The organism is Periweissella fabalis, from assembly GCF_012396505.1.
GTDB lineage: Bacteria > Bacillota > Bacilli > Lactobacillales > Lactobacillaceae > Periweissella > Periweissella fabalis.
Genome location: NZ_JAAXPN010000001.1, coordinates 141,582 through 163,386 on the forward strand (window position 1 = coordinate 141,582; position 21,805 = coordinate 163,386).

Here is a 21,805-nt window from a genome sequence, read left to right on the forward strand (position 1 = left end):
GGTCATACAAGAATCGGGGGAGACTATGAATAATAAACAATTACTACAGCGAGTCGGCTATGCATTGGGGGCCTTTGGACATGATACGTATTATGTTGCTTTAAATACGTATTTTATGATTTTTGTTACTAGTGTCATGTTTGCGGGGAGTGGTAAAAACATGACTGCTTTAATTGGTTTAATTACGACTTTAGTTGTCACCATTCGTTTAATTGAAATTGCGTTTGATCCCTTAATTGGGAGTGTTATTGATAATACCGACACTAAGTACGGTAAGTTTAAACCATGGTTAGTAGTAGGGGGAATTGTTTCTGGGTTGACCTTAATTATGATTTTTACAAATTTATTTGGGTTAGCTTTAACTAATCAGACGTTATTTATTATTTTGTTTACATTAATCTTTATTATCCTAGATTCATTTTACTCATTTAAAGATATTACGTTTTGGTCAATGATTCCAGCATTAAGTACAGATACTAAAGAGCGTGAAAAACTAGGTACCTTTGCTCGTTTTGGGTCATCTTTAGGAGCTAATGGAACGACGATGCTAGTTGTCCCAATTACAACAACGATTACTTGGTGGTTAACTGGTAAGAACGAACAAGGAGCAGTTGGATGGTTTTGGTTTGCTGTGATTGTAGCAATCATCTCGGCAGGGACAGCGGTTATTACAGCTATCACCACGCATGAAAACACCTCAATTATTCGCCAACAAACCCAAAAGGCCAAGCTTGGCGATATTTTTCGCGCACTAACACGTAATGATCAACTTTTGTGGTTAGGATTATCATACATTGCCTATGCAATTGCTAACGTTGCCACAACGGGAGTATTGTTATTATTTTACAAATTTGTTTTAGGTCGGGCTGATTTATTTGTAATTGTCGGAATTATTGCAACGGTGACAGGCTTAATTGCCGTCCCTTTATTCCCTGTGCTTACCAAATATATGTCGCGCCGTATTATTTATTTAGCCGGCTTATTATTAAATTTAATCGCATATGGCTTATTCATTTTGCCCATAGTAATCTTTTGGTTGTACAAATCGCAACGGTTTGCTTTTATTTCCCACAACAATTGATTTTCTTATCAGCATTAATGACAATTACTGATTCAGTCGAATACGGATAATTAAAAAACGGGGTTCGTAATGAGGCTGTTACGTTATCAATTCGCCCACTATTAGATAAAATAGCCGGGGCATTATCTAATGGAATTGTCGGCTTCATTGCGGTAGCAGCTGGTATGAGCGGGACAGCAACTTACCAAGATATTACAGCAACTAACATTGGCACATTCATCATCTTTGCATTTGCACTACCAGCGGGGTTAATGGTATTTGCTGGGATTATCTTTGCTTGGAAAGTAACTTTATTTGAAAAGCAGCATGCCCAAATTGTTAACCAACTTGAGCAAAATTTACGTAGTGAACAAGGGTTGCCAACTAACGAGGAAAAAGCATGAAATTAACTGTAACTTATGTTAATCAACTTCATGGCCATCAAGTGATGTGCTTTCAATTGGAAAATCAGCGGCATACCCGCTTAGCAATTTTAAATTATGGTGGTATTATCCAAGAATTTTCAGTCATTGATGGTAATGAACGAATTAATTTACTTACACCAGTAGAGGATTTAACAGTATCACGTAATAATGGTCGTAATATTAATTGCCTCTTGGGGCGGGTGGCTGGTATTATTCAAGCAAGCCGATTTGTATATGAAGGGGATGTTTGGAATTTACCAACTAATTATTATACGCATACTATCAATGGTGGCCCACATGGGTTTAGCACACAATTTTTTAATGTTACAACAGATGGTGAAGCCGGCACAATTACCTTACATTATCAAGCTAGTGAGCAATTTGATGGGTTTCCAGGTACACTAGATGTAGCAATAGTTTATCAATTGACGGAAGATGATGCTGTTCATATAACATTTACCGGTCATCAAAAGGAACGCCCAGGCATATTTAATCCAACGATTAAGACGTATTTTGATCTTGGTAAGTCAGTTGCTGATATTACAAATTCAAAATTGGCTATCAATGCCCAACAACGCTTACTTGTGGATGCAGATAATGTTCCAACTGGTGAAGTCACTGCGGTTAGTAAGGATGGTTTTAATTGTTTAAACGTACAATCATTAAGTATTCCTAGTGCTGGAGTAGCAGCTAATTATATTATGCCACCTGATTTAAAACAAGTGGCGGTAACATTAACTAATTCGGTAACTAAGCGGATGGTACAGGTTTTTTCAAATCACAACGGTTTGTATCTTGAAGGTGCCAAGTTGGCTAGAGGGCAATTACTAGCTTCAAAACAGCATCTTAAGCCACAAGCCGTGGTAATTATGCCACAGAATTTACCTAATAGCGTTAATATTCCAGAATTTGGGTCGATTTCAATTGCAGTCGGTGAGACAAAACGCTATGATATTATTTATAGATACATTAAAATTAATTGAAAAAACAATACTTTTAAAGTGAGATCGATTGGCTAAGTCGATTTCACTTTTTGTAAGTTTAGCTACTATATGATTGGAGTGATAAAATGGTTAGTATGCGCGATGTTGCACAGCATGCCGGAGTTTCAGTTGGCATAGTATCACGAGTTTTTAATCAAGATCCAACGTTAAAGATAACCATCGCAACACGGCAACGAGTATTGACAACAGCCCAAACATTAGGCTTCCGGCATAAGCCACGGAAGCTACAACGTGGAAGTAAAACAAGTAGGGAAAAACAAATATATGTGGCGGTGATTACTAGTTATGAGCAGCGCCATGAAGTTTCTGATCCATACTTTTTAGCTTTGCGTAATGGATTGGCTGAGGGAGCTCAAAATCAGCAAATCCATTTGGATTATCTTTTTACACTACATTCAGATAAAAAGCCATGGGATGAATTAACACGCTACGATGCAGTTATCTTGATTGGTACTTTTTCAGAACAATTGCTAGCTACAATAAGTACATATAATAAGCATTTAGTCATAATCGATGATCATCGTGAATTACCTAATTATGATGTGGTACATAATGATTTTTACTATCAAACAATATGCTTGTTAGAACATTTATATCACCAAGGGCATCGTAAGATTGCTTTTCTAGGGGTTCAAATACCATTGTATGATTGTAATGGCAACGTTACGGAATGGATTAAAGATGTCCGACAGGTAGCCTACGATCAGTGGATGGAACAAAAAAAGATGCCCCAAGCAGGGTATTGTGAAATCTTAACAACGTGGGAGATCCAAGCTGTAATTAAAAGTACACACCGACTAATGAATTTACCAACGCCACCAACAGCAATCATTACTAGTTCAGATCCGATTGCAATTATTTTGTATAACGTGTTAAATGAAAACGGTTGGCAGATTCCTGAACAAGTCAGTGTTGTTAGTTTTGATGATATTGAATATAGTCGCTTTTTAATACCTAGTTTAACAACAATTCAACCCAATACAGCAACTATGAGTAAGGTGGCATTACGTTTGATTATGGAACAACTTAATGATCAACGCCAACCAGGTATTAGTGTTGAGGTAGCTTCTCAGCTTATTGAACGACATAGTGTAATTGATTTAAATTAGCGTGGAGGAGAAATAAGATGACGACAATTCGTGATGTTGCCCGCGAAGCTGAGGTTTCACCAGCGACAGTTTCACGGGTTTTAAATGATGATACAACTTTTAAGGTTGCTGAGACAACACGCCAAAAGATTTTAACGGCGGCGACAAAATTAAATTATAGCCAAGCAATAAAAAAGCAACGTTCACGTAAAAATCGCCGAGTTAATGGTACTACAATTGGGGTGATTACAACATATAATGATTTACGTGAAATTGATGATCCTTATTTTCTGGCAATTCGCAATGGGCTAAAAAAAGGGGCGTATTTAAAGCAGCGTAAGCTAGAATTTTTGTTTTCCTTACATGATACTAATCCTAATTGGAAATTGGTTAAACAATGTGGGGCAATTATTGTGATTGGGTGCATCGACCAAGCACTATGTGATTATATTATGCAGCATAATGCTAATTTAATTGTGATTGACGAACAACGACCAGGGCAACCTTATGATACTGTACATAATGATTTTGCTAATCAAACTAAGCATTTATTAGATTACTTATTTGAACAAGGTTACCGTGATATTGGCTTTATTGGCGCAGCAATGCCACTTTTTGATCGTGAAGGGCAGCCTAGTCAATTTGTCGATGATGTGCGGTACACAGCATATATGGCGTGGATGGCTAAACAGCATTTGCCAATCCCTTTGGCGCCAATTATTTTACCAGATTGGGATACACAAGCTGCAATTGAAGCACTGAATACATTAATTGCAAGTAAAGTACACCTACCAAGTGCAATGATAGCTGCTTCAGATCCGATTGCATTAGGCCTTTATCATGCGTGCCAAGCTAATAACATATCAATTCCTAATCAAATGGCAGTTGTTAGCTTTGATGATATTGAAGTAACCCGCTTTCTAGTACCACCGCTAACTACCGTGCACCCAGATGCTACCATGCTAGGGCAGAGTGCGATTAATTTAGCAGATGAACATATTCGTGGTTTAGCGGAAGGTACTTTACGGATTAAAGTACCTTCAAAATTAATAATACGTGATAGCGGCAAGCAAGTTAAATAAGAAATAGCTAGTGTTTCCACTTGAAGATTGCAATTAAATTACTAAGCTAATGTTACATATGTGTAATATCTTTATGTTAAAATATCATGATTGTGAAAGTATATTTAACAAAATAAATATTAGGGAACTTAATAATGCATCGAAAACATTGGATTACAGCAGGATTCGTATTTATCGGAGCTGCAATCATATCAGTAAATATTAACACTTCAAATGACACTAGTTTGGCTAGTCCAGTTGAAAAAACTGTAAAGTATACTCCAACAGTTAAATCAGCATATCCCCAACCAGAATATCAACCAATAGCGAATATCCCCAATTTAACGGCTGAAAGTGCATCAATTTATGATTTAAATGCGCATAGTTTTGTTTTTAAGAAAAATGCGTATGTCCAAAAGTTTAATGCTTCGACGTCAAAATTAATGGCAATGTATGTTATTTACAAGCGTATGCAAATTGATCCAAGTTTACAGTGGTCTGATCAAGTTAAAATTACCAATCCAGGAGTTGCTAAAATGAGTATTGCTCCTGGTTTAGGTGAAATTCCATTAGTGTTAAATAAAAGTTATTCTGCACAATCTTTAGCAGAAAATGCAATGGTTGTTTCCTCAAATGAGAGTATTACCGCCTTAGGTATTTGGGCATTTGGGTCTAATGATGCGATGGTAACGGCTATGAATACTGAAGCTCAAGAAATGCATTTACAGCAAACACACTTTTATACAACTTCTGGGCTCGACGTAGATGATGTCGCATCTTTTGGCCTCCAATTAAAAGGTGCACCTAATGATGGCCGTAATACATCATCAGCTTATGATTTAACGATGTTAAGTCAAGCATTGATTACTGAATTTCCACAAATTCTCCAATTAACGCAGGTACCGCAAGTGATTGTCGATAATATTATCCATCAATCAACTAATCGGTATTTAAAGGGCTTTGAATTTTTTGATCCAAAGCATGGTATTGATGGTTTGAAAACTGGCACAACGCCTGCAGCTGGCCAAGTTTTTGTTGGCACAAGCATTTTACCTGGTAAACATCGCATCATTACGGTTGTGATGCATTCAACGGATCGCTTTACTGATAATAATAAACTACTAGCAGCAATTAACCGTTAAAATATCACAACAACCAATGGTGCTATGAAAAAAGGCGTATAGACACGCTCTACAACTAGAAAAGCTCGACTGAATGTGAAAATTCGGTCGTTTTTTTGTATTTTATGCTAGAATCTGCTTTTGGGAGAGACAACCTATAAGTAACTTACTACTAAGTTTTAGTTATGCCCCAAGCTTGTTTTACTATCTTGTACTTCTAAATAAGTACCTTGAAATGGTTTAATTAGGTGGAATTGATTTTGTGTAACAATATTGAAACATTATTATGGTAACATTAGATTTCGTAAGGTAAATTTAAAAAGAAGCGAAGGCATAATGATGAAAATCAAATCTTTGACACAGTCAATATTAGTGGTAGCTAGTATTGCAATTATTCCTGTTAATTTGGTTGGCGATGCAATTACTGGCCAAGTTGATAATCAAGTTCATGCTATGGCAATTCCAAAACCTGAGTATGGGCGTGTGCATAATGTTCCGAATTTAACGGCCCCTAGTAGTGCGATGTATGATTATACATCACGGACTTTTCTATATTCTCATGCACCATTTAGTTGGCAATATAGTGCTTCAACAAGTAAATTGATGGCCATGTATGCAATTTATCGGCAAATGCGAGCTAAACCATGGTTAAAATGGTCAAGTCCAGTTAAGATTGATTATTGGGGTATTAGTAGTATGAGCACCACACCAGGTTTAGGTGAGACACGGCTTATCTTAGGGCATACATATAGTGCCCAACAACTAGCTCAAAATGCGATGGTCTTATCTTCAAATGAAAGTATCACAGCCTTGGGTCGCTGGGCTTTTGGAACTAACCAAGCAATGATTCAAGCAATGAATTGGAATGCTCGGCGCTTAGGGTTATCACAAACCTATTACTATACAACTTCGGGACTCGATGTTGCTGACGTTGCACGGTTTCATTTACAGTTAGCAGGGGCACCATATTATGGTCGTAATACGACATCAGCTTATGACTTGGTAATGCTATCACAAGCATTATTGACAGAATTTCCACAAATATTAAATCTAACATCAATGAGTTATGAATGGTTTAATGGTGGCTGGCGTAGGGCAACCAATAAGTACTTAAGATTTGGTAGTTATTATAATCCTAAGCATGGAATTGATGGCCTAAAGACTGGGACCACGCCTGCAGCCGGGCAAGTATTTGTTGGCACAAGTAATTTACCTGGACATCATCGAATTGTCACGGTTGTGATGCATTCACGTGATCGGTATGCTGATACTAATCGGTTATTAGCTTCAATAGGACGATAGTGAACTAATCACCCATGCAGCAACAAGTACCAACATTTTTCTTAATGAATGCAATAAAAAAACTCGTAAGCTACGGCTTACGAGTTTTTTATTATTAATTATTTAACACCTTGCATCTTACGAACAGCCCATGGGCTCAAGATAACGAGGATCGCGGCAAGAACAATTGCTAAGGCTCCAAGGAAACCAAAGTAAGTTGATTTTGGCCAAATGTTGTATAAGCGTACTAATTGTGCATTAACGGCTTGTGCAGTTGCGTCAGTTAATAACCATAATGAAAGCATTTGTGCTTCAAAGGCTTTTGGTGCAAGCTTAACAGATACTGATGAACCAGTAGGTGATAAGCAAAGTTCACCGATAACACAAATTGCAAAACTAATGATAATCCAAAATGGGTTGATCAAAGTCTTACCAGTCATGCCCATTGTTGGAATAACCATAAGTAAGAATGAAACTCCAGCAAGGAAAAGACCGATTGCAAATTTGATTGGTGTTGAAGGACCTTTTTTACCTAACTTAGTCCAGATACCTGAAATAATTGGTGCAAAGATAACAATCAACAATGGGTTAACTGATTGGAAGAAAGCTGCAGGAATTGTGTAATTAATACCAATAATGCCACTTAAATCACGTTGAGTATTTGTATCAACAAAGGCCCCCAAGATTGATGAACCTTGTTCTTGAATTGACCAAAACATTACGGCTGCTAAGAACATTGGTACATATGCAAGCAAACGTGATTTCTCAACTTTATCTGTCTTAGCACTCTTGTACATTGTTGCAAAGTAAGCAATTGGTAATACCACTCCAAGAACCGTCACAAAGATTGAGAAGTTATTGAAAGTTAAAGTACCAGTGACATATGTGATAACAAGTACGGCGATTAAAGCAACGATACCGATACCCAAATGTACCTTGAATTTCTTGAATTCTTCTGGTGAAAATGGGTTAGGGATATCTTTACCAACTAAACCAAGACTGTTCTTGTTAAAGGCTACATAAACCATTAAGGCGATGAACATCCCAATGGCTGCTGCTCCAAATCCAGCATGGTAACTAAATGATGATTGTAGCGTTCCAACGATAAATGGTGCAACGAAAGCTCCCATGTTAACGGCCATGTAGAAGATAACAAAACCACTATCCATTCGAGGATCTTTTTTGTCGTATAAACCACCAACAACAGCTGAAATATTTGGTTTCAACATCCCAGTACCGACAATAATTAAGAACATTGAAAGTAAGAAGGTAACACGACCACCCACCGGACTTGATAAGGCAATGTGACCAAACATGATAAGTACGGCCCCAATAAGCATAGCAGTTCGTGAACCAACTAAACGGTCAGCAACCCAACCACCAACAATACAAGTCATAAAGATCAAAGCACCGTAAAGTGACATGATTGATTGTGCGACAGTTTGGTCAAAACCAAGACCACCATGACTTACACTGTCATATAAGAAGTAAAGAAGGATGGCACGCATCCCATAGTAACTAAAACGTTCCCAAAATTCCATAAAGAACTGAACCCCAAGTCCGCGGGGATGTCCGAAGAATCCCGTCTGAGGAACGCTCTTTAGCATTTCTTCGCGTGAATATTGCATAGGTAAATCTCCTTTGTTGCAAAAATCTATATTGATGCAAATGTGTTTCGTTTTAATAGAGCAGATAAATATTAAAATGAATATCACTATTTTATAATAATTTGCAGTATTAAGTCAATTTTAATATAAACATTTTTATTTTAATAATTACCTCATCAATCCGCTTAAACAAAAAGGTCACTAAATTTATTTGTAGGATTTAAGTGCTACAAACGTTGATATATTAGTATTTAGCATGGTGCATCTTTTCTCATAAATAGAGTTTTTTTAGTTAAAAAACTATTTTTATTTTAATTAAACTTTTTGAGTGTTACTAGGTATGATCTACTATTTTAGCCGCAAAATAAAAAGTAACCCGTTTTAAATGAGAAAAAGGGTTACTGACGATTAATTAATTTTTAGGTAATTGAACATATGCACTCGTTGTATTAGCTACGAGCGGGGCTGAGCCTGAGCCATCACTATCGTCATCTGATGAATTATTCTTGCGAATTTGGTTAGCTAAAAGGCCGCCACCAGCAACGATTAAAGCTGTTAATAATAGATATTGAATAGTATTAATCACAATTGTCCATAATGCTTGCTTGCGGGTATTGGTTAAACGAGTTTGCTGAGCCTTAGCAGTTGCCAAATTAGTTGCATATACAGAAGTAGTTCGTTTACCAGCCTGAAGAACAGAAACCTCGTATAAAGTAATTTTTTGACCAACACGCAGCCATGGATTACTTTCTGTTACAGCAAGTTTGGAACCTTTACCAGTTTTAATCTGATTGTGGGTTGGTGCATTTTCAATATGAATCCGTAAATTTTTACCAGTTGGTAGGGCAACGTGATAAAAAACTGGTGCCTTATCATTTTTCATTAATTGGCCATCACGATACATATCAAGAATTTTGACTTCAGTTGTTTGATAAATATTAACTTGTTCCTTGTTAGTATCATTAAATGAAATAACGCTATTTAAGATGATGAAAAAAGCAAATAACGCCCAAACACCAATAAATTCCTTATAGTATTTTTTAACGGTTGCCCAAAAATCATCATTAAGATATTTATTCAATGTAAAGTGGGGTAGGGTAGAGTATTTGATACGAATATCCTCCAATCAAGATTAGTTATTAATCAATTATACCAAGCATTTAGTCTAGAAACATAAAAACCACTTAAATTAATAAGTGGTTTTAGGTTAACAATTAAATTGAATATAAGTGCGATCATCAAATGAAGCAAAGCGGTTAGAGAAACCTTTGGTAGCCTTAAAATTAGTTACTAGGAGTGGATCTTCATGGCGGAGTTTAGTTAAGGCCGCCTCAGATTCAGTTAGTGTAGCTTTCAAGATAGGATAGCCATCTGATGCTAGGGTAATCGTTTTCGCATTGTCAGTTGGGATAATCTTAATTTGTTCTGGCAATGCACCAATACCATCTAAGACGAGGTAACCAAACTCACTATCAGTGTTAGCAAGATTAGCTTGTAATTCAAGAAAAGGTAAAATTGCTTTACGGCTATGGTCTGCTTCAAGCGGTGAAACTTTGTTGAAATGATTAGCTTCGTGGACAAAACTACGTAAATTTGCCAGTAGGGTATCAATCTTTTTGGTGTTATGATAATAAACGCCATCAATTAGGCAGTGACAATCACCAAAGAACCAAACTTCTTGTCTAACAACACTATAAATGATGCAATTAGCTTGTAAACGATCATTTGGATGTTGGCGGAAATATGTAATATCTTGATAACGCGTTTTTAAACATTCATTTAAAAAGGCATACATCTCATATGCATCGAAGTTTTTATTTGCATGTCGTAAAGCAAAGGTGATTGTTTGTTGTGCCTCAACACCAGGTGATGGCGACCAAATACCTTGTGTTGATTTGTTAGTTACACCATCGATCACAGCAACATAATTATCGTTGTGAAAAATGGCATCTTCATTTAAAGCTTGATTGTTACGCTTAGATGCGGTAAATTCCTCGATTATGTTCATTTAGCCCCCCCATGGATGTGATGTTATTAAAGATAAAATCTATAATCCAAGTATATGATACAACGAATACAATTAAATAGCACTCGTTTTTAGAATAAAGTTAAATTAAAATAAATTAAACTTTATTGATAACAAAAAGCCGTTGGAATTTCCAACGGCTTTTATTTATTAATTATAAATCATTTGTTACGTGTAATAACACGTGAAAGTAAGTAAACCCCAGCTTCAAAAATAGCAATGAAGAAACTTACCGGCCAACTAGTATAATAACCAAGGGCCAAACCTAACCAAACACCTAAAATGGCTTGGATGACAGCGAATAAAATCATTTTATTCACTGATTTACAATAGATTTGGGCAGTAGCGGCTGGTAAGGTAAGCAAAACAAAGATTAAAAGTGAACCAACGATTTGCGCAGCCACACTAACACTAACTGCCATAATTACTAAGAATAATAACGAAATTAAATTAGTGTTAGTATATTGAATTGAAGCACCAACGGCATCGAATGAATCAAACTTTAACCGTCGATAAATAAGAAACATAATTAGTAAAACAATAATTGAAATAGAACAAATTTGAATTACATTTTCAATACTAATTCCTACAATACTTCCAAATAAGATACTAGTTGCAAATGAGGCATTTTTATTTGAAAGAGATAAAAATAAGACTCCAGCCCCCATAAAAGCCGCTGATACGGCACTGGTAGCAACTTCGCTACGTTCACGTTGTACACCAAGGCCATGAGCAGCAAAAGCACTTAAAACAGTTGCTAATAGCATACCGTTTAAGGGTGAGAAATTCATTAAAAGGCCAAAAGTAGCCCCAGAAAAGCCGATTTCAGATAGTGCATGCCCTAAAAAGGCTAAGCGACGGGCAATTACAAAAACCCCTAATACACCACATAAAATGGCAACCGTTGTACCGGCTAAGTAGGCATTTTTCATAAATTCAAGTGCAAACAAAATAATTCCTCCTATATATGGCAATGGCGATTATGCTAATAAAAATTCGGACGATGAAAATCACCATCCGAATTAATGTGGCCATCACCACAAAAATATCTATCTTTATAAATTTACATAGAAATGATAAATAGTCAAACTATTTTGCTGATTTGGCTTGAATCTTTTCAACTTGTTTAAATTGACTAGTCATCCATTGAATGTAGTCTTTACCAGCCGGCATAGTTTCAGTAACATTAACCACTGGGACATTGTGTGCATGAGCTAATTTAACTAATTGAACAACTGTTTTATCAGATGCTTGGGTATTTTGAACGAAGAAATCAATTTTGTGATCGGTAATATCTTTTTCCATTGCTGCAACATCTTTTGGAGCTGGGTCAGTTCCATTTTCAACGGAATCAGCAAAGCTTTGGTTATTAACCTTATAGTTCATCTCATCTAAAGCATAGGTAAAGACTGGTTCACTAACATCAACACCTTTGCCATTGCTACCAGCTTTAAGTTTGGCAACTAATTGGTTAAGTGGTTGTAATGAGGCAACATACTTTTGGGCATTGGCTTTAAAATAATCGGCTTTCTTTGGATCCATCTTAGCAAATTTATTAGCTAAGTAATTTGCTAAGGCTGGCATAGTTTGAAGACGGTACCAAAGGTGGGGATTATCACCGTTTTTCTTATTAACAATATCTTCACCAACATGAATATTAGTGGCTTTAGAATTGTTTTTAGCTAACTTATCCATCCAAGTATCATAGCCAATTCCATTTGATAATAAGACGTTAGCACCAGCTACTTGTTGTGCAACTTTAGTAGTTGGTTCATAATCATGGGGGTCAACATCAGGGTTGTTAATAATTGATGTTACGCTACCTTGGTTACCAAGGACAGCTTTAGCAACTTCACCATAGAAGTCAACGGTAGCAACAACTTTAATATCGTGATTGTTGTCAGAAGTTGCGCTCTTATTTGAGCTACATGCAGCTAATGTGAAGGCAGCAGTTACCGCAAGAGCCCCAACTGCTAATAAGTGCCATGATGATTTTTTTGAACGAAACATAAATATCTCCTCTTAGTACGTAATATACAATTTTAAAATTACCAAAACTATGATATAGTAAATGGTAATTAGTACTATTTAACTTTACCACAGAATATCAGTTTGTAAATAGTAAAAATTACCGTTTAGGAGATTTTTAATGAATTTAAATAATGAAATCGATGTAGATCAGGCTGTCCAAATTATGAAAAAGGGTGGTTTAAAGGCAACTAAGCAGCGATTGGCTTTACTTGAACTTTTGTTTGTGAATAAAGATTTTTATCAAACGTTAGCTGATTTGACTAAACAAATGCGAGTTCAATTTGCTAAAATGAGTAATGAAACTGTTTATCGGAATATAAAAGAGTTAGAACAACTCCAGATTGTTGAAACGCGTTTGTTTGACAATGGTATCCGTGCTAAGTTTCAATGTGATTTTAATAATACTAAACATGCACATTTTATTTGTGAAACGTGTGGACGGATTATTGAAATTCAACAGCCCGATATTTCGCCAATTTTAGCACAACTACCAGGTTATATAATTGAACAAGAGCATTTTGAATTGATTGGTAAATGTGCAGTATGCCAAGCTAAGTAAAGGATTAAGCCATAAAAGGGCGACGATATTGAGAAATACTAGTCGTAGCTAAAATCAAAAAAACCAGGAAAATGAATTTTCCTGGTTTTTTGATTTATTTCGAATATAGCGGGCTTTGAAACACGAGTTAGCTATAAATCCCTGCTAAAGCATATGCATCTAATAGCCACTTTATTATTAAAATTTAAAAATTAACGTACACGACCAGCAAAGTTAGCTTGACGGGCCATACCACCAATTTGAGTACCAACACCTGGTTCAAGGGCGCTAATGTAGCGACCGTTACCAAGAGAGATGGCTACGTGGTAAACTTTACCATTAGATAAAGTCCAGAATAATAGGTCACCGGCTTGGGCTTGTGAAGTTGCAATTCGAGTGGTTGCAGCAGCTTGCATGCCTGATTGGTGAGGCAAGTTAATACCAAAGTGTGACATTACATAAGTAACTAAACCTGAGCAATCAAAAGCAGAAGGTGTTGAGCCACCCCAAACATAAGGAGTACCTACAAAGTTAAGTGCATATTGTGCAGCCGCTGCCGCACGTTGGCTAGCAGATTGGTTGTTGTTTTGTGGTGCAGGTGCTGAAACAGGTTGTGGTGCAGGAGTACTTGCTGGGGCGTTATTTTGGTCAGAAGATGCACCGGCATAACCAGGTACGTTGTTGGCACCTGCACGGACGATAAGTTTTTGACCTACATAGATAAAGTTAGGGTTTGAAAGGTGGTTTAATTGCATTAATGAAGAAACCGTAGTGTGGTTACGAACGGCAATCAATGAAAGGTAATCACCAGGTTGAACAGTTACAGTAGCTGCGGTGTTGTTGTTTGGTTGTGAAGAATGTACAGGTGCAGCTGTTGGAACGTTGTTATGTACAGGTGCAGCTGGTGTGTTGTTTGCAGTTGTGTTCAAACGTTGACCAACAAAGATCAAGTTAGGATTTGAAATGTTGTTTAACTTAATCAAGTCAGCAACAGTTGTGTGGCTACGGTAAGCAATTGCTGAAAGTGAGTCACCTGATTTAACAGTAACAGTGTCTGCGTTAGCAGCAATAGCAGTTACACCTAAAGTTGCGGCAGTAGCAATGGTAGTTAAAACGGTTTTTTTAATGGAATTATGCATATTTTTATCTCCCCAGATAGACATGTTAATTTTTTAGTTTAATGTGTGCAACGGTTAAACCGCTGACTTATTTAATGTCTTTTTAATAATTAATATAGGTATATTCTAACGCGTTATTGTTACTGTTAAGTGCTATTAAAGTTACAGGTATATTACATAGTTCGATAATTAATCAATAATAGACAATTTAATTGGTAAAAATTCGTCAATTAATATTTTGTTAATTAATAATATTAGATTTATCATTAAGTTTATTAAGAAAAAATTAAGACAAAAAAATAAAAAAAGCATGCAATTAAAAATCGCATGCTTGACAGACGTATGATGAACTAGTGTAAATTGGGGTAAAACTAGTCAGGAAGTAGTAGCTTGGGATGACTACTAGCTTCCATACTCCCATAATAGCACTTATTAAAAATATACCTAATAATCTGCTTATAACTGTTCAGTTATTATAATTGTTTAATAAAGTGAGCTAAAATGTTAAAAATTAGGTATTTTAAAATTCATTTAATGGTCACCAATGTAAATATTTGGTAAAGTGCTTCTATTGAACTTTCTTAGATACGAGGATTTTATGAAAAAAATAGGGTTAAAAATTGGAATCAGTGCAGTTATTTTTAGTATCCTAATAGTACTAGTAATCAGCAAGCATACGCAGAGCATTGATAATTTTGGTTTTGCTACAATTCATGGACATTTACTTGGCCCCGATACACCGTGGATGTTAGAGGTAACTTATGCCGCTTCTCCAGCACTGTGGTTAGGCTTGATAAATATAATAATACTATATCTATTTTTTGTTGCTAAGCGGCAAGGGCGGGCACTTTACCTAGCATTGTGGCTTGATGGGGCAATAATTATTGCAACTGTGGTCAAAACCATTGTGGGGCGGCCGCGGCCAATTCATCAATTAGTATTAGATCATGGCTATTCATTTCCAAGTATTCATACGTTAACTGCCACGATCTGTGTGTTAATGTTTCTAGCATTATTTAAAACCCACAATGTTAAATATTATTTGTTTGCACTCGTTGGGGTATTATGGATTGTAATGGTCGCTGCGTCACGCGTATATTTACGTAATCATTATTTAACCGATGTAATTGGTGGCGCAACATTAGCATATTTATGGACTAATATTTTGTGGTATATTAACTACCGTTGGTTACGAATTATTAAATAAGTGAGGATGCATGAATGCTTCAGTTAGTAGTCGTAACAATTGGAATTTTCATTAGCACCAACTTAGATGATTTAGTAATTTTACTTCTATTAAATGAAGAAATTATCAAACATCGTTTACGTGTGCAAGAATTAGTCTATGGCCAACTGATTGGAATGGCAATTCTTGTGTTGACAAGTTGGTTGCTTAGTATGGGATTAAGCTATGTTGCCCCAAGTTTAATGCAATGGCTGGGGATTGTGCCGATTTTAATGGGCTTAAAAATGTTAATAACTAATCTACATGCAGCAAAAACGACTGATCCAGCTGTTAATATTCAAACTAAGCCATGGCGCAATGTTTTAGCAATTACAGCATTAACGTTAGCTGGTGGTGCCGATAATTTGGCGATTTATATTCCAGTTCTTCAACAGCAAACTTTAGCTCAGGCAATGTTAATGATCGGGGTGTTTATGCCATTGACGGTCGGGTGGATTTATCTATCAGTCCTAATTGCGCAAATTCCGCCAATCAAGTGGGTTTTAACTAAATATACTGACAAATTAGTTCCAATAGTATTTATGCTTTTGGGTGTTTTACTTTTATTAAAGCTTAAGTAAGCCGCAACGGTGTCGTAACTATTAGAAGGCCGATACTAGTATAAAATACGAAAAATCCCGACTGAATTTAAAAAAAGTTCAGTCGGGATTTTTATATTTAGGAACCAGTTAGTACGCGTTTTTTGGAGTTAGTGTAAGCGTTTAAATAAAGGTTCCATGATAAATGGAGCGATTACAGTTGTTAGCGTGACAACTGCGGTATAAAAACCAAATTGGTTAGATGTGATTAAGTGACTAGCTAAGCCAGCACTTAAAATGACTAGGGCCATTTCACCACGAGCAATCATACCACTACCAATTGCCGCGGCTTCAATCGTTGGCAACCCACTCCATTTACTAGCAACTAAAGCACCCAGCATTTTAGTAATAATGGCAATGATTGTCCAAATTACTAACGGACCGAGGTTAGATTTTAAGGTTAATAAATTAATTTGTAAGCCAATGCCAGCAAAGAAAATAGGAATTACAGTCCAAGTAGCTATGCTAACTAGACCATGATTAAAGGCTTCAAATGGAGCAAAACGCCGACTAATAAAGCCAAGAATAAAACAAACTAATGGTAATAAGTTAGCGGGATTAACATTACCACCACTTGTTAATAAAGTTAAACCGCTCAAACCAATAATGGCAATGATATCATCAATAATTGCAGCCCCAAGAATAATACTACCTAAACGCGATCCTAGTTGATGGTGGCTTCCTAAAACCGCTAAGGTAATTGAAATTGAAGTTGCTGCAAAGACTAAACCACTAAAACTAGCTATTAAAAGTGATTGTTGTAAGCTAAGTTCAATTATTAAAAAGACGGTAAATGGCACAAGGGCACCAAGCCAAGCCACTCGATTTGCAATTTTGAAATTAGCCTTAAGCAGTTGTGCATCAACAGCAATACCAGCCTCATACATCAAAACCCAGACCCCTAATTCACCAGCCCAATGAAGCCAGTCAGTTGGCAAATCAAGATTTAATAGACTTGGGCCAAATAATAGGCCAGCTAAGATTTGGCCTATGACGGCGGGTAAATGAATTTTTTCAACTAACCAGCCAACTAGTAAGGCGACTAAAACTAAACAAATAACTACCAGCATAAATTCCTCCACATAAAAAAAGGTCCCCAAGTACCAACTAGCTCCCCGACTAGTTAATTCTTGAAGACCACTTCAACCGAAAATATAATATCCTAATTATAACAAATAAATTAGGAATTAGAAAGTTAAACATAAAATTTAATAAATAAATGATTATGATTATATAAACATGTTATAGTAGTAAATAATTAATAATCATTGAGGAGGTTTAGTATATGCAAGGGGATCCAGAGAACTCCAAGGGATGGCATCGAACGTTTATAACCTGTTGGCTCGGGTGTTTTATTACGGGGATGGGTTTTTCAATGACGATGCCATTTTTACCATTATTTATTGGCACATTGGGGAGATTTAGTCGCTTTGAATTAAACTTATATGCAGGAATTGCATTTTCAATTACTTTTTTAGCACAAGCACTTATCTCGCCATTGTGGGGGAATTTAGCTGATTTAAAAGGACGAAAGCTAATGTGTTTGCGTGCATCAGGTGTCATGGCATTTACTATTTTTGCAACTGGTCTGGCGACTAATGTTTGGATAGTGATTATTTTGCGAACTATTCAAGGCTTGTTTTCAGGATATATTAACAATGCCACGGCTCTAATGGCTGGTGAGACTAGTCGTCATCACTCTGGTTCTGTGATGGCCAAAATGATGACGGCTAATGTTACTGGTAACTTATTAGGGCCATTATTTGGTGGTGTTTTAGCTGATTTATTTGGTTACCGTGTACCATTTTTTGTAACGGGGATTTTAATGGCGATGGCCTTTGTGTTGACGATTGTGAACGTCAAAGAACACTTCACACCAATTGAAAAACAAGCGATGAAGCCATTTAAGGAATTAATGCGGGAAATCAAGCAACCTAAATTAATTTTTACGATGTTTGCTACCACCATGATTGTTCAATCGGCTTTGATGTCAATTAGTCCAATTATTGCCTTGTTTGTTAATCAATTAATGCACGGTCATGGCAATGTTTCGTTAGTTAGTGGTGTCGTAGCGGCCATGCCAGGGTTTGGTACCTTACTGGTAGCTGGTTATATTGGCCGTAAAATGGATCGAATTGGGCCCGAAAAAATTCTGGTGGGAGGCTTGATTTTAGCAATTCTATCATTTGTACCGATGATTTTTGTTAGTTCACCGTGGAGCTTAGCCAGTTGGCGCTTTGTCTTGGGGATGGCCAATGCCGGTTTATTGCCCGCGGTGCAAACAATCTTGACCCTTGATGTGCCACGCGAATCATTTGGGCGTATTTTTAGTTACAACCAGGGCTTCCAATCAATTGGTGGGGTTATTGGACCATTGCTAGGGGCCGGAATTTCTGGTGTACTTGGCTATTCATTTGTCTTTGTGGCGACGGCTTTGTTATTGATTGTTAATTTAGGCATTATTTTTAGCCAACGACGAGCTTTGATTAGTAGTAATCAAGCGAATCAAAAGGCCAGTCAAACCGTTGGTAAGATGGCTTTAAAGTAGTAAATTAGCATACCAAAATTAAATATGATATTAAATGAAAGAACATGCTTACGAGCGTGTTCTTTTTTGATATAACTAATTGACTTATAACTAATGACCAGTAAAATAAATTAAGTAATTATTAATTAAAGAAAGAAAATGGAAATATGCCTAATTTACACAAGCTCCAACCGCCGCATTTTGCCGGCATTGATTACATCAAAGTAATCGCTTGTTTTTCAGTTTTACTCGTTCATTTTCGCTTGAACATCCAGTATACAATTCCAGCCAATACTTTTGGCCGCTTCGTAGCTTTATTTATGGCGACGGATTATGAATTATTTATTACTAGTGTGCCATTATTTTTCATGTGTACTGGATATCTAATGTTGAATAAAAAGTTCAGCTATGATTACTATATTAAACTTGGAAAAGTTTTGTTACTGTATTTAATGTGTAGCTTGTTAACATATGCTATTTTAGTGGCTATCAAGCACCAGACCTTAGCAGTACATCAAATTTGGGATGGCATTCGGACATATCAATTAATTGGTTATGCCTGGTATGTTAAAATTTACGCGACATTATACTTATTGATCCCTTTTGTTAATTTGGTAATTGCGCGATTTAATGAAGCTAATAAATATTGGTTGTTGGCGTTGATTGGCGTCTTAATGCTTGTGGTTGGATTACCAACACCACTATCAACGGGCTTTGGGATTAATTTACCGATTAATTATCATGTAATTTATCAACTATATCCATATGTTTACTATTTAATTGGCGCCTATTTACGTAAGTTCACGCTTAAAATTAATTGGCAGTGGTTGTTGAGTATTGAAATCTTGACAACATTAGCCGGTATTGGTATTAATATGCTACGCCGTAATCCCTTTGTCGGTGGGGCGGAAGGTAATTACCCATCATTACTAGTCATGGTGCAATCAATTGCATTGTTTATGCTTATCAACGTTTTGGCACAACGGCCGACTAAATGGGTTAGTTGGTTGAGTAAATACACCTTACCCGTGTACTTGATGTCATTTATCGTTGATATGTACGTCTACCCATTTTTCATTCATCTTTTGGGCAGTGGGAAAGCCACAATTCCGTATGTCTTAGTGATTGGGATCGTAGTATTTGGCCTTAGTTTGGCGTTAACTCTCATCGCGGAAGCCGTTACTAATTTTATCTGGCCATATCTATATCGTGTCTTAGGGATGCCACAAGCCTTGTGGCGCAAATCAGCTAATGTAAAGTAATCAACAATATATCGGCCTGTTGGAGTGCGTTTTTTGCAGTGATTTAGTACCGCAAAAAGAGTTAAGTGTTATTTTTTAAATTCTGCTTAATTTTCCTAATAATTACAGTATACGCTTAGAATTCTGCTAGAGTAGAAGTAAGCGTCATTGCGATTGTAAGAGAGCGCATTGAATTAGAAGGTTTAAAAACTAACTTGACGCATAAGAGAGAAGTTTAGTAGCCTAGTTCACTAGGTACAAAAGGCTTGGATTAGATCCAAGCCTTTTTCTATGCCTAAAGAAAAGTGAAATGTATTAAATTTCATACATATGTTGACAATTAGTAAGTAAAAAGTTATATTAGATTTGTAACAACGGGGAGCGACGAAGAAACAAGCATAAACATATAGGGGGGATACTTATGAAGATTTTAATTATTGGTGCAACTGGTATGGCCGGAAGTGCCTTAACTAAATTAGCACACGAACACGGACATATGGTGGTTGCTAACGGCCGGGATGAAGCAAAGTTAGCACAATTAGCACACGAAAATCCTGGGATTGAATTGTTAGCCCAAGATGCATTTACGTTAACTAAAGACCAGTTAATGGCATATGATGTCGTGATTAATGCTTTTGCGACCGCACCAACAACCGCATATTTACACATTGATTTAGCGGCACACTTAGTGCATGAACTTCGGGGGGAGAATATGCCACGAGTAGCCTTTATCTTGGGGGCCGGTAGTTTAAAACACGGTGATCATTTGGTAGTTGATGAAATTTTAGCTGACGAAAGTACTCTACCATGGCGGGCGGTACCACAAGCCCAATTGGTCGAATTAGACTTATTACGATCAGTTGATAATGTTAATTGGGTTGGATTCTCGCCTGCACAATTATTTACCGCAGGACCAGCGAGTGACAAGCCACTCCATGGGACTGACGATGTGCTTTTTAATACCAATGGTGAATCAGTCACAACTTCCGGTACAATGGCAATAGCAATTTTAGCTGAACTGGAACAACCAACGACAACGCGGGGGCGGTTGACGGTTGCGAATGGTTAAAATTGGCTGCTCAAAAAAGTAATGTTATTTATTATAAATTTCTTACATTTGAGCTAGATAATATCGCAGAATTTTGTTTCATGGTTATAATTAAGTCAGAATTTTAAAGGAGACTTACTTATGACACAAGCATTAAACTTAGATTTAGCCAAAACAGCGTTGGTTGTTGTTGACGTTCAAAAAGGAATCGTGGGTTACGATAATATTGCACCAATCGATGGTCAAACATTGGTTGCCCGAAACAACGAATTAGCCGACGCTTTTGCAGCGGCTGGGGCAACCGTGGTGTTAGTTCGGGTACGTAATACTGGTCGTGAAGGCTTCAACCCATTGACGGATGCACCGCATGCAGCTGCTAAGCCAACTGATGAAAGCTTTACTGAATTGGCCCTTGATGTTAAGGATAACCAAGATGCTGATGTGGTGATTGTTGACAAGCACAACTGGGGCGCCTTTTACGGCACGGATTTAGATACCCAATTGCGTCGTCGTGGAATTGACACGGTGGTCTTAACTGGGATCGCCTCATCAATTGGGGTTGATACAACGGCTCGTGAAGCTGCGCAAGCTGGTTACAACGTGGTTTTTGTACCTGAAGCCATGACTGACTTAAGCTTACGCGCCCACGAATTCGTGACTGAAGTGATCTTCCCTCGTTTGGGTAAGAGCCGGACGGTGGCGGAAGTGTTGGCAGCGGTAAAATAGAGTGCGAAAAGCCCCTGGGAAAAACCGAGTACTAACGTGGCCTTGCAAATGATGCGTTCTTGGCATCAGCGCAAGGTAA

19 protein-coding genes and 1 pseudogene are annotated in these 21,805 nt (G+C 37.0%); 13 read left to right on the forward strand and 7 right to left on the reverse strand.

Going from position 1 to position 21,805, the window contains the following annotated elements; genetic code table 11:
• The first annotated feature begins 25 nt into the window (after nucleotides 1–25).
• From HF964_RS00695 to HF964_RS00720, 6 genes and pseudogenes are all read left to right on the forward strand, one after another.
• A pseudogene (locus HF964_RS00695) lies at nucleotides 26–1,464 on the forward strand (glycoside-pentoside-hexuronide (GPH):cation symporter).
• Complete coding sequence (locus HF964_RS00700) at nucleotides 1,461–2,468, forward strand: aldose epimerase family protein (RefSeq protein WP_168721134.1); 1,008 nt, start codon at nucleotides 1,461–1,463, stop codon at nucleotides 2,466–2,468. Before HF964_RS00695 ends, HF964_RS00700 begins: the two are co-directional and overlap by 4 nt.
• Nucleotides 2,469–2,554: 86 nt before the next feature.
• Nucleotides 2,555–3,598 carry a LacI family DNA-binding transcriptional regulator gene (locus tag HF964_RS00705; RefSeq protein WP_168721135.1) on the forward strand — a complete coding sequence of 348 codons (1,044 nt, stop codon included), beginning with the start codon at nucleotides 2,555–2,557 and terminating at the stop codon, nucleotides 3,596–3,598.
• A gap of 17 nt (nucleotides 3,599–3,615) precedes the next feature.
• Nucleotides 3,616–4,659: a LacI family DNA-binding transcriptional regulator gene (locus tag HF964_RS00710; RefSeq protein ID WP_168721136.1), complete on the forward strand. Its 1,044-nt coding sequence runs from the start codon at nucleotides 3,616–3,618 to the stop codon at nucleotides 4,657–4,659.
• Between the two features lie 134 nt (nucleotides 4,660–4,793).
• Nucleotides 4,794–5,780 (forward strand): D-alanyl-D-alanine carboxypeptidase family protein, encoded by a 987-nt coding sequence (locus HF964_RS00715; protein ID WP_168721137.1) that lies wholly within the window; start codon nucleotides 4,794–4,796, stop codon nucleotides 5,778–5,780.
• A gap of 315 nt (nucleotides 5,781–6,095) precedes the next feature.
• Nucleotides 6,096–7,061 (forward strand): D-alanyl-D-alanine carboxypeptidase family protein, encoded by a 966-nt coding sequence (locus tag HF964_RS00720; RefSeq protein WP_168721138.1) that lies wholly within the window; start codon nucleotides 6,096–6,098, stop codon nucleotides 7,059–7,061.
• Between the two features lie 98 nt (nucleotides 7,062–7,159).
• On the opposite strand, the gene HF964_RS00725 is transcribed toward HF964_RS00720, so the two are convergent.
• The 5 genes from HF964_RS00725 to HF964_RS00745 all read right to left on the reverse strand — a co-directional run bounded on the left by HF964_RS00725 (nucleotide 7,160) and on the right by HF964_RS00745 (nucleotide 12,683).
• Nucleotides 7,160–8,668, reverse strand: coding sequence for a peptide MFS transporter (locus HF964_RS00725; RefSeq protein WP_168721139.1), 1,509 nt, complete (start codon nucleotides 8,666–8,668; stop codon nucleotides 7,160–7,162).
• A gap of 391 nt (nucleotides 8,669–9,059) precedes the next feature.
• Complete coding sequence (locus HF964_RS00730; protein ID WP_168721140.1) at nucleotides 9,060–9,728, reverse strand: hypothetical protein; 669 nt, start codon at nucleotides 9,726–9,728, stop codon at nucleotides 9,060–9,062.
• A 126-nt stretch (nucleotides 9,729–9,854) separates the two neighbouring features.
• Nucleotides 9,855–10,655: a hypothetical protein gene (locus tag HF964_RS00735; RefSeq protein WP_168721141.1), complete on the reverse strand. Its 801-nt coding sequence runs from the start codon at nucleotides 10,653–10,655 to the stop codon at nucleotides 9,855–9,857.
• Between the two features lie 179 nt (nucleotides 10,656–10,834).
• Nucleotides 10,835–11,623, reverse strand: a complete 789-nt coding sequence (locus HF964_RS00740) for a metal ABC transporter permease (protein WP_168721142.1) — start codon at nucleotides 11,621–11,623, stop codon at nucleotides 10,835–10,837.
• A 139-nt stretch (nucleotides 11,624–11,762) separates the two neighbouring features.
• Complete coding sequence (locus tag HF964_RS00745; RefSeq protein WP_168721143.1) at nucleotides 11,763–12,683, reverse strand: metal ABC transporter solute-binding protein, Zn/Mn family; 921 nt, start codon at nucleotides 12,681–12,683, stop codon at nucleotides 11,763–11,765.
• Between the two features lie 139 nt (nucleotides 12,684–12,822).
• On the opposite strand from HF964_RS00745, the gene HF964_RS00750 reads away from it, so the two are divergent.
• Entirely contained in the window at nucleotides 12,823–13,263 is a 441-nt protein-coding gene (locus tag HF964_RS00750; protein WP_168721144.1) for a Fur family transcriptional regulator, read from the forward strand.
• A gap of 191 nt (nucleotides 13,264–13,454) precedes the next feature.
• Here HF964_RS00750 and HF964_RS00755 read toward each other — a convergent pair whose 3' ends face one another.
• A complete protein-coding gene (locus HF964_RS00755; protein WP_168721145.1) occupies nucleotides 13,455–14,381 on the reverse strand; it encodes a C40 family peptidase in 927 nt (308 codons plus the stop codon).
• Nucleotides 14,382–14,958: 577 nt separating this feature from the next.
• Between HF964_RS00755 and HF964_RS00760 the strand changes: the two genes are divergently transcribed.
• Together HF964_RS00760 and HF964_RS00765 are read left to right on the forward strand one after the other, a co-directional pair.
• A complete protein-coding gene (locus tag HF964_RS00760) occupies nucleotides 14,959–15,567 on the forward strand; it encodes a phosphatase PAP2 family protein (RefSeq protein WP_168721146.1) in 609 nt (202 codons plus the stop codon).
• A 14-nt stretch (nucleotides 15,568–15,581) separates the two neighbouring features.
• Nucleotides 15,582–16,166, forward strand: coding sequence for a cadmium resistance transporter (locus tag HF964_RS00765; protein ID WP_168721147.1), 585 nt, complete (start codon nucleotides 15,582–15,584; stop codon nucleotides 16,164–16,166).
• A 128-nt stretch (nucleotides 16,167–16,294) separates the two neighbouring features.
• Here the strand turns inward: HF964_RS00765 and HF964_RS00770 are convergent, their stop codons facing one another.
• Nucleotides 16,295–17,254: a cation:proton antiporter gene (locus HF964_RS00770; protein WP_168721148.1), complete on the reverse strand. Its 960-nt coding sequence runs from the start codon at nucleotides 17,252–17,254 to the stop codon at nucleotides 16,295–16,297.
• A 215-nt stretch (nucleotides 17,255–17,469) separates the two neighbouring features.
• Between HF964_RS00770 and HF964_RS00775 the strand changes: the two genes are divergently transcribed.
• The 4 genes from HF964_RS00775 to HF964_RS00790 all read left to right on the forward strand — a co-directional run bounded on the left by HF964_RS00775 (nucleotide 17,470) and on the right by HF964_RS00790 (nucleotide 21,726).
• Nucleotides 17,470–18,732, forward strand: coding sequence for an MFS transporter (locus HF964_RS00775; protein ID WP_168721149.1), 1,263 nt, complete (start codon nucleotides 17,470–17,472; stop codon nucleotides 18,730–18,732).
• A 146-nt stretch (nucleotides 18,733–18,878) separates the two neighbouring features.
• Nucleotides 18,879–19,973 carry an acyltransferase gene (locus tag HF964_RS00780; RefSeq protein ID WP_168721150.1) on the forward strand — a complete coding sequence of 365 codons (1,095 nt, stop codon included), beginning with the start codon at nucleotides 18,879–18,881 and terminating at the stop codon, nucleotides 19,971–19,973.
• 400 nt (nucleotides 19,974–20,373) lie between these two features.
• Complete coding sequence (locus tag HF964_RS00785) at nucleotides 20,374–21,021, forward strand: NAD(P)-dependent oxidoreductase (RefSeq protein ID WP_168721151.1); 648 nt, start codon at nucleotides 20,374–20,376, stop codon at nucleotides 21,019–21,021.
• Nucleotides 21,022–21,141: 120 nt separating this feature from the next.
• Nucleotides 21,142–21,726, forward strand: a complete 585-nt coding sequence (locus tag HF964_RS00790) for an isochorismatase family protein (protein WP_168721152.1) — start codon at nucleotides 21,142–21,144, stop codon at nucleotides 21,724–21,726.
• Nucleotides 21,727–21,805: the final 79 nt, after the last annotated feature.

What these genes read in the sequence shown, in the direction of transcription:
- HF964_RS00715 (WP_168721137.1), top strand. Translation starts at nt 4,794, where the DNA reads ATGCATCGAAAACATTGGATTACAGCAGGATTCGTATTTATCGGAGCT.
- HF964_RS00720 (WP_168721138.1), top strand. Translation starts at nt 6,096, where the DNA reads ATGATGAAAATCAAATCTTTGACACAGTCAATATTAGTGGTAGCTAGT.
- HF964_RS00705 (WP_168721135.1), top strand. Translation starts at nt 2,555, where the DNA reads ATGGTTAGTATGCGCGATGTTGCACAGCATGCCGGAGTTTCAGTTGGC.
- HF964_RS00710 (WP_168721136.1), top strand. Translation starts at nt 3,616, where the DNA reads ATGACGACAATTCGTGATGTTGCCCGCGAAGCTGAGGTTTCACCAGCG.
- HF964_RS00780 (WP_168721150.1), top strand. Translation starts at nt 18,879, where the DNA reads ATGCCTAATTTACACAAGCTCCAACCGCCGCATTTTGCCGGCATTGAT.
- HF964_RS00770 (WP_168721148.1), bottom strand. Translation starts at nt 17,254, where the DNA reads ATGCTGGTAGTTATTTGTTTAGTTTTAGTCGCCTTACTAGTTGGCTGG.
- HF964_RS00775 (WP_168721149.1), top strand. Translation starts at nt 17,470, where the DNA reads ATGCAAGGGGATCCAGAGAACTCCAAGGGATGGCATCGAACGTTTATA.
- HF964_RS00745 (WP_168721143.1), bottom strand. Translation starts at nt 12,683, where the DNA reads ATGTTTCGTTCAAAAAAATCATCATGGCACTTATTAGCAGTTGGGGCT.
- HF964_RS00785 (WP_168721151.1), top strand. Translation starts at nt 20,374, where the DNA reads ATGAAGATTTTAATTATTGGTGCAACTGGTATGGCCGGAAGTGCCTTA.
- HF964_RS00735 (WP_168721141.1), bottom strand. Translation starts at nt 10,655, where the DNA reads ATGAACATAATCGAGGAATTTACCGCATCTAAGCGTAACAATCAAGCT.
- HF964_RS00765 (WP_168721147.1), top strand. Translation starts at nt 15,582, where the DNA reads ATGCTTCAGTTAGTAGTCGTAACAATTGGAATTTTCATTAGCACCAAC.
- HF964_RS00760 (WP_168721146.1), top strand. Translation starts at nt 14,959, where the DNA reads ATGAAAAAAATAGGGTTAAAAATTGGAATCAGTGCAGTTATTTTTAGT.
- HF964_RS00750 (WP_168721144.1), top strand. Translation starts at nt 12,823, where the DNA reads ATGAATTTAAATAATGAAATCGATGTAGATCAGGCTGTCCAAATTATG.
- HF964_RS00790 (WP_168721152.1), top strand. Translation starts at nt 21,142, where the DNA reads ATGACACAAGCATTAAACTTAGATTTAGCCAAAACAGCGTTGGTTGTT.
- HF964_RS00725 (WP_168721139.1), bottom strand. Translation starts at nt 8,668, where the DNA reads ATGCAATATTCACGCGAAGAAATGCTAAAGAGCGTTCCTCAGACGGGA.
- HF964_RS00700 (WP_168721134.1), top strand. Translation starts at nt 1,461, where the DNA reads ATGAAATTAACTGTAACTTATGTTAATCAACTTCATGGCCATCAAGTG.
- HF964_RS00755 (WP_168721145.1), bottom strand. Translation starts at nt 14,381, where the DNA reads ATGCATAATTCCATTAAAAAAACCGTTTTAACTACCATTGCTACTGCC.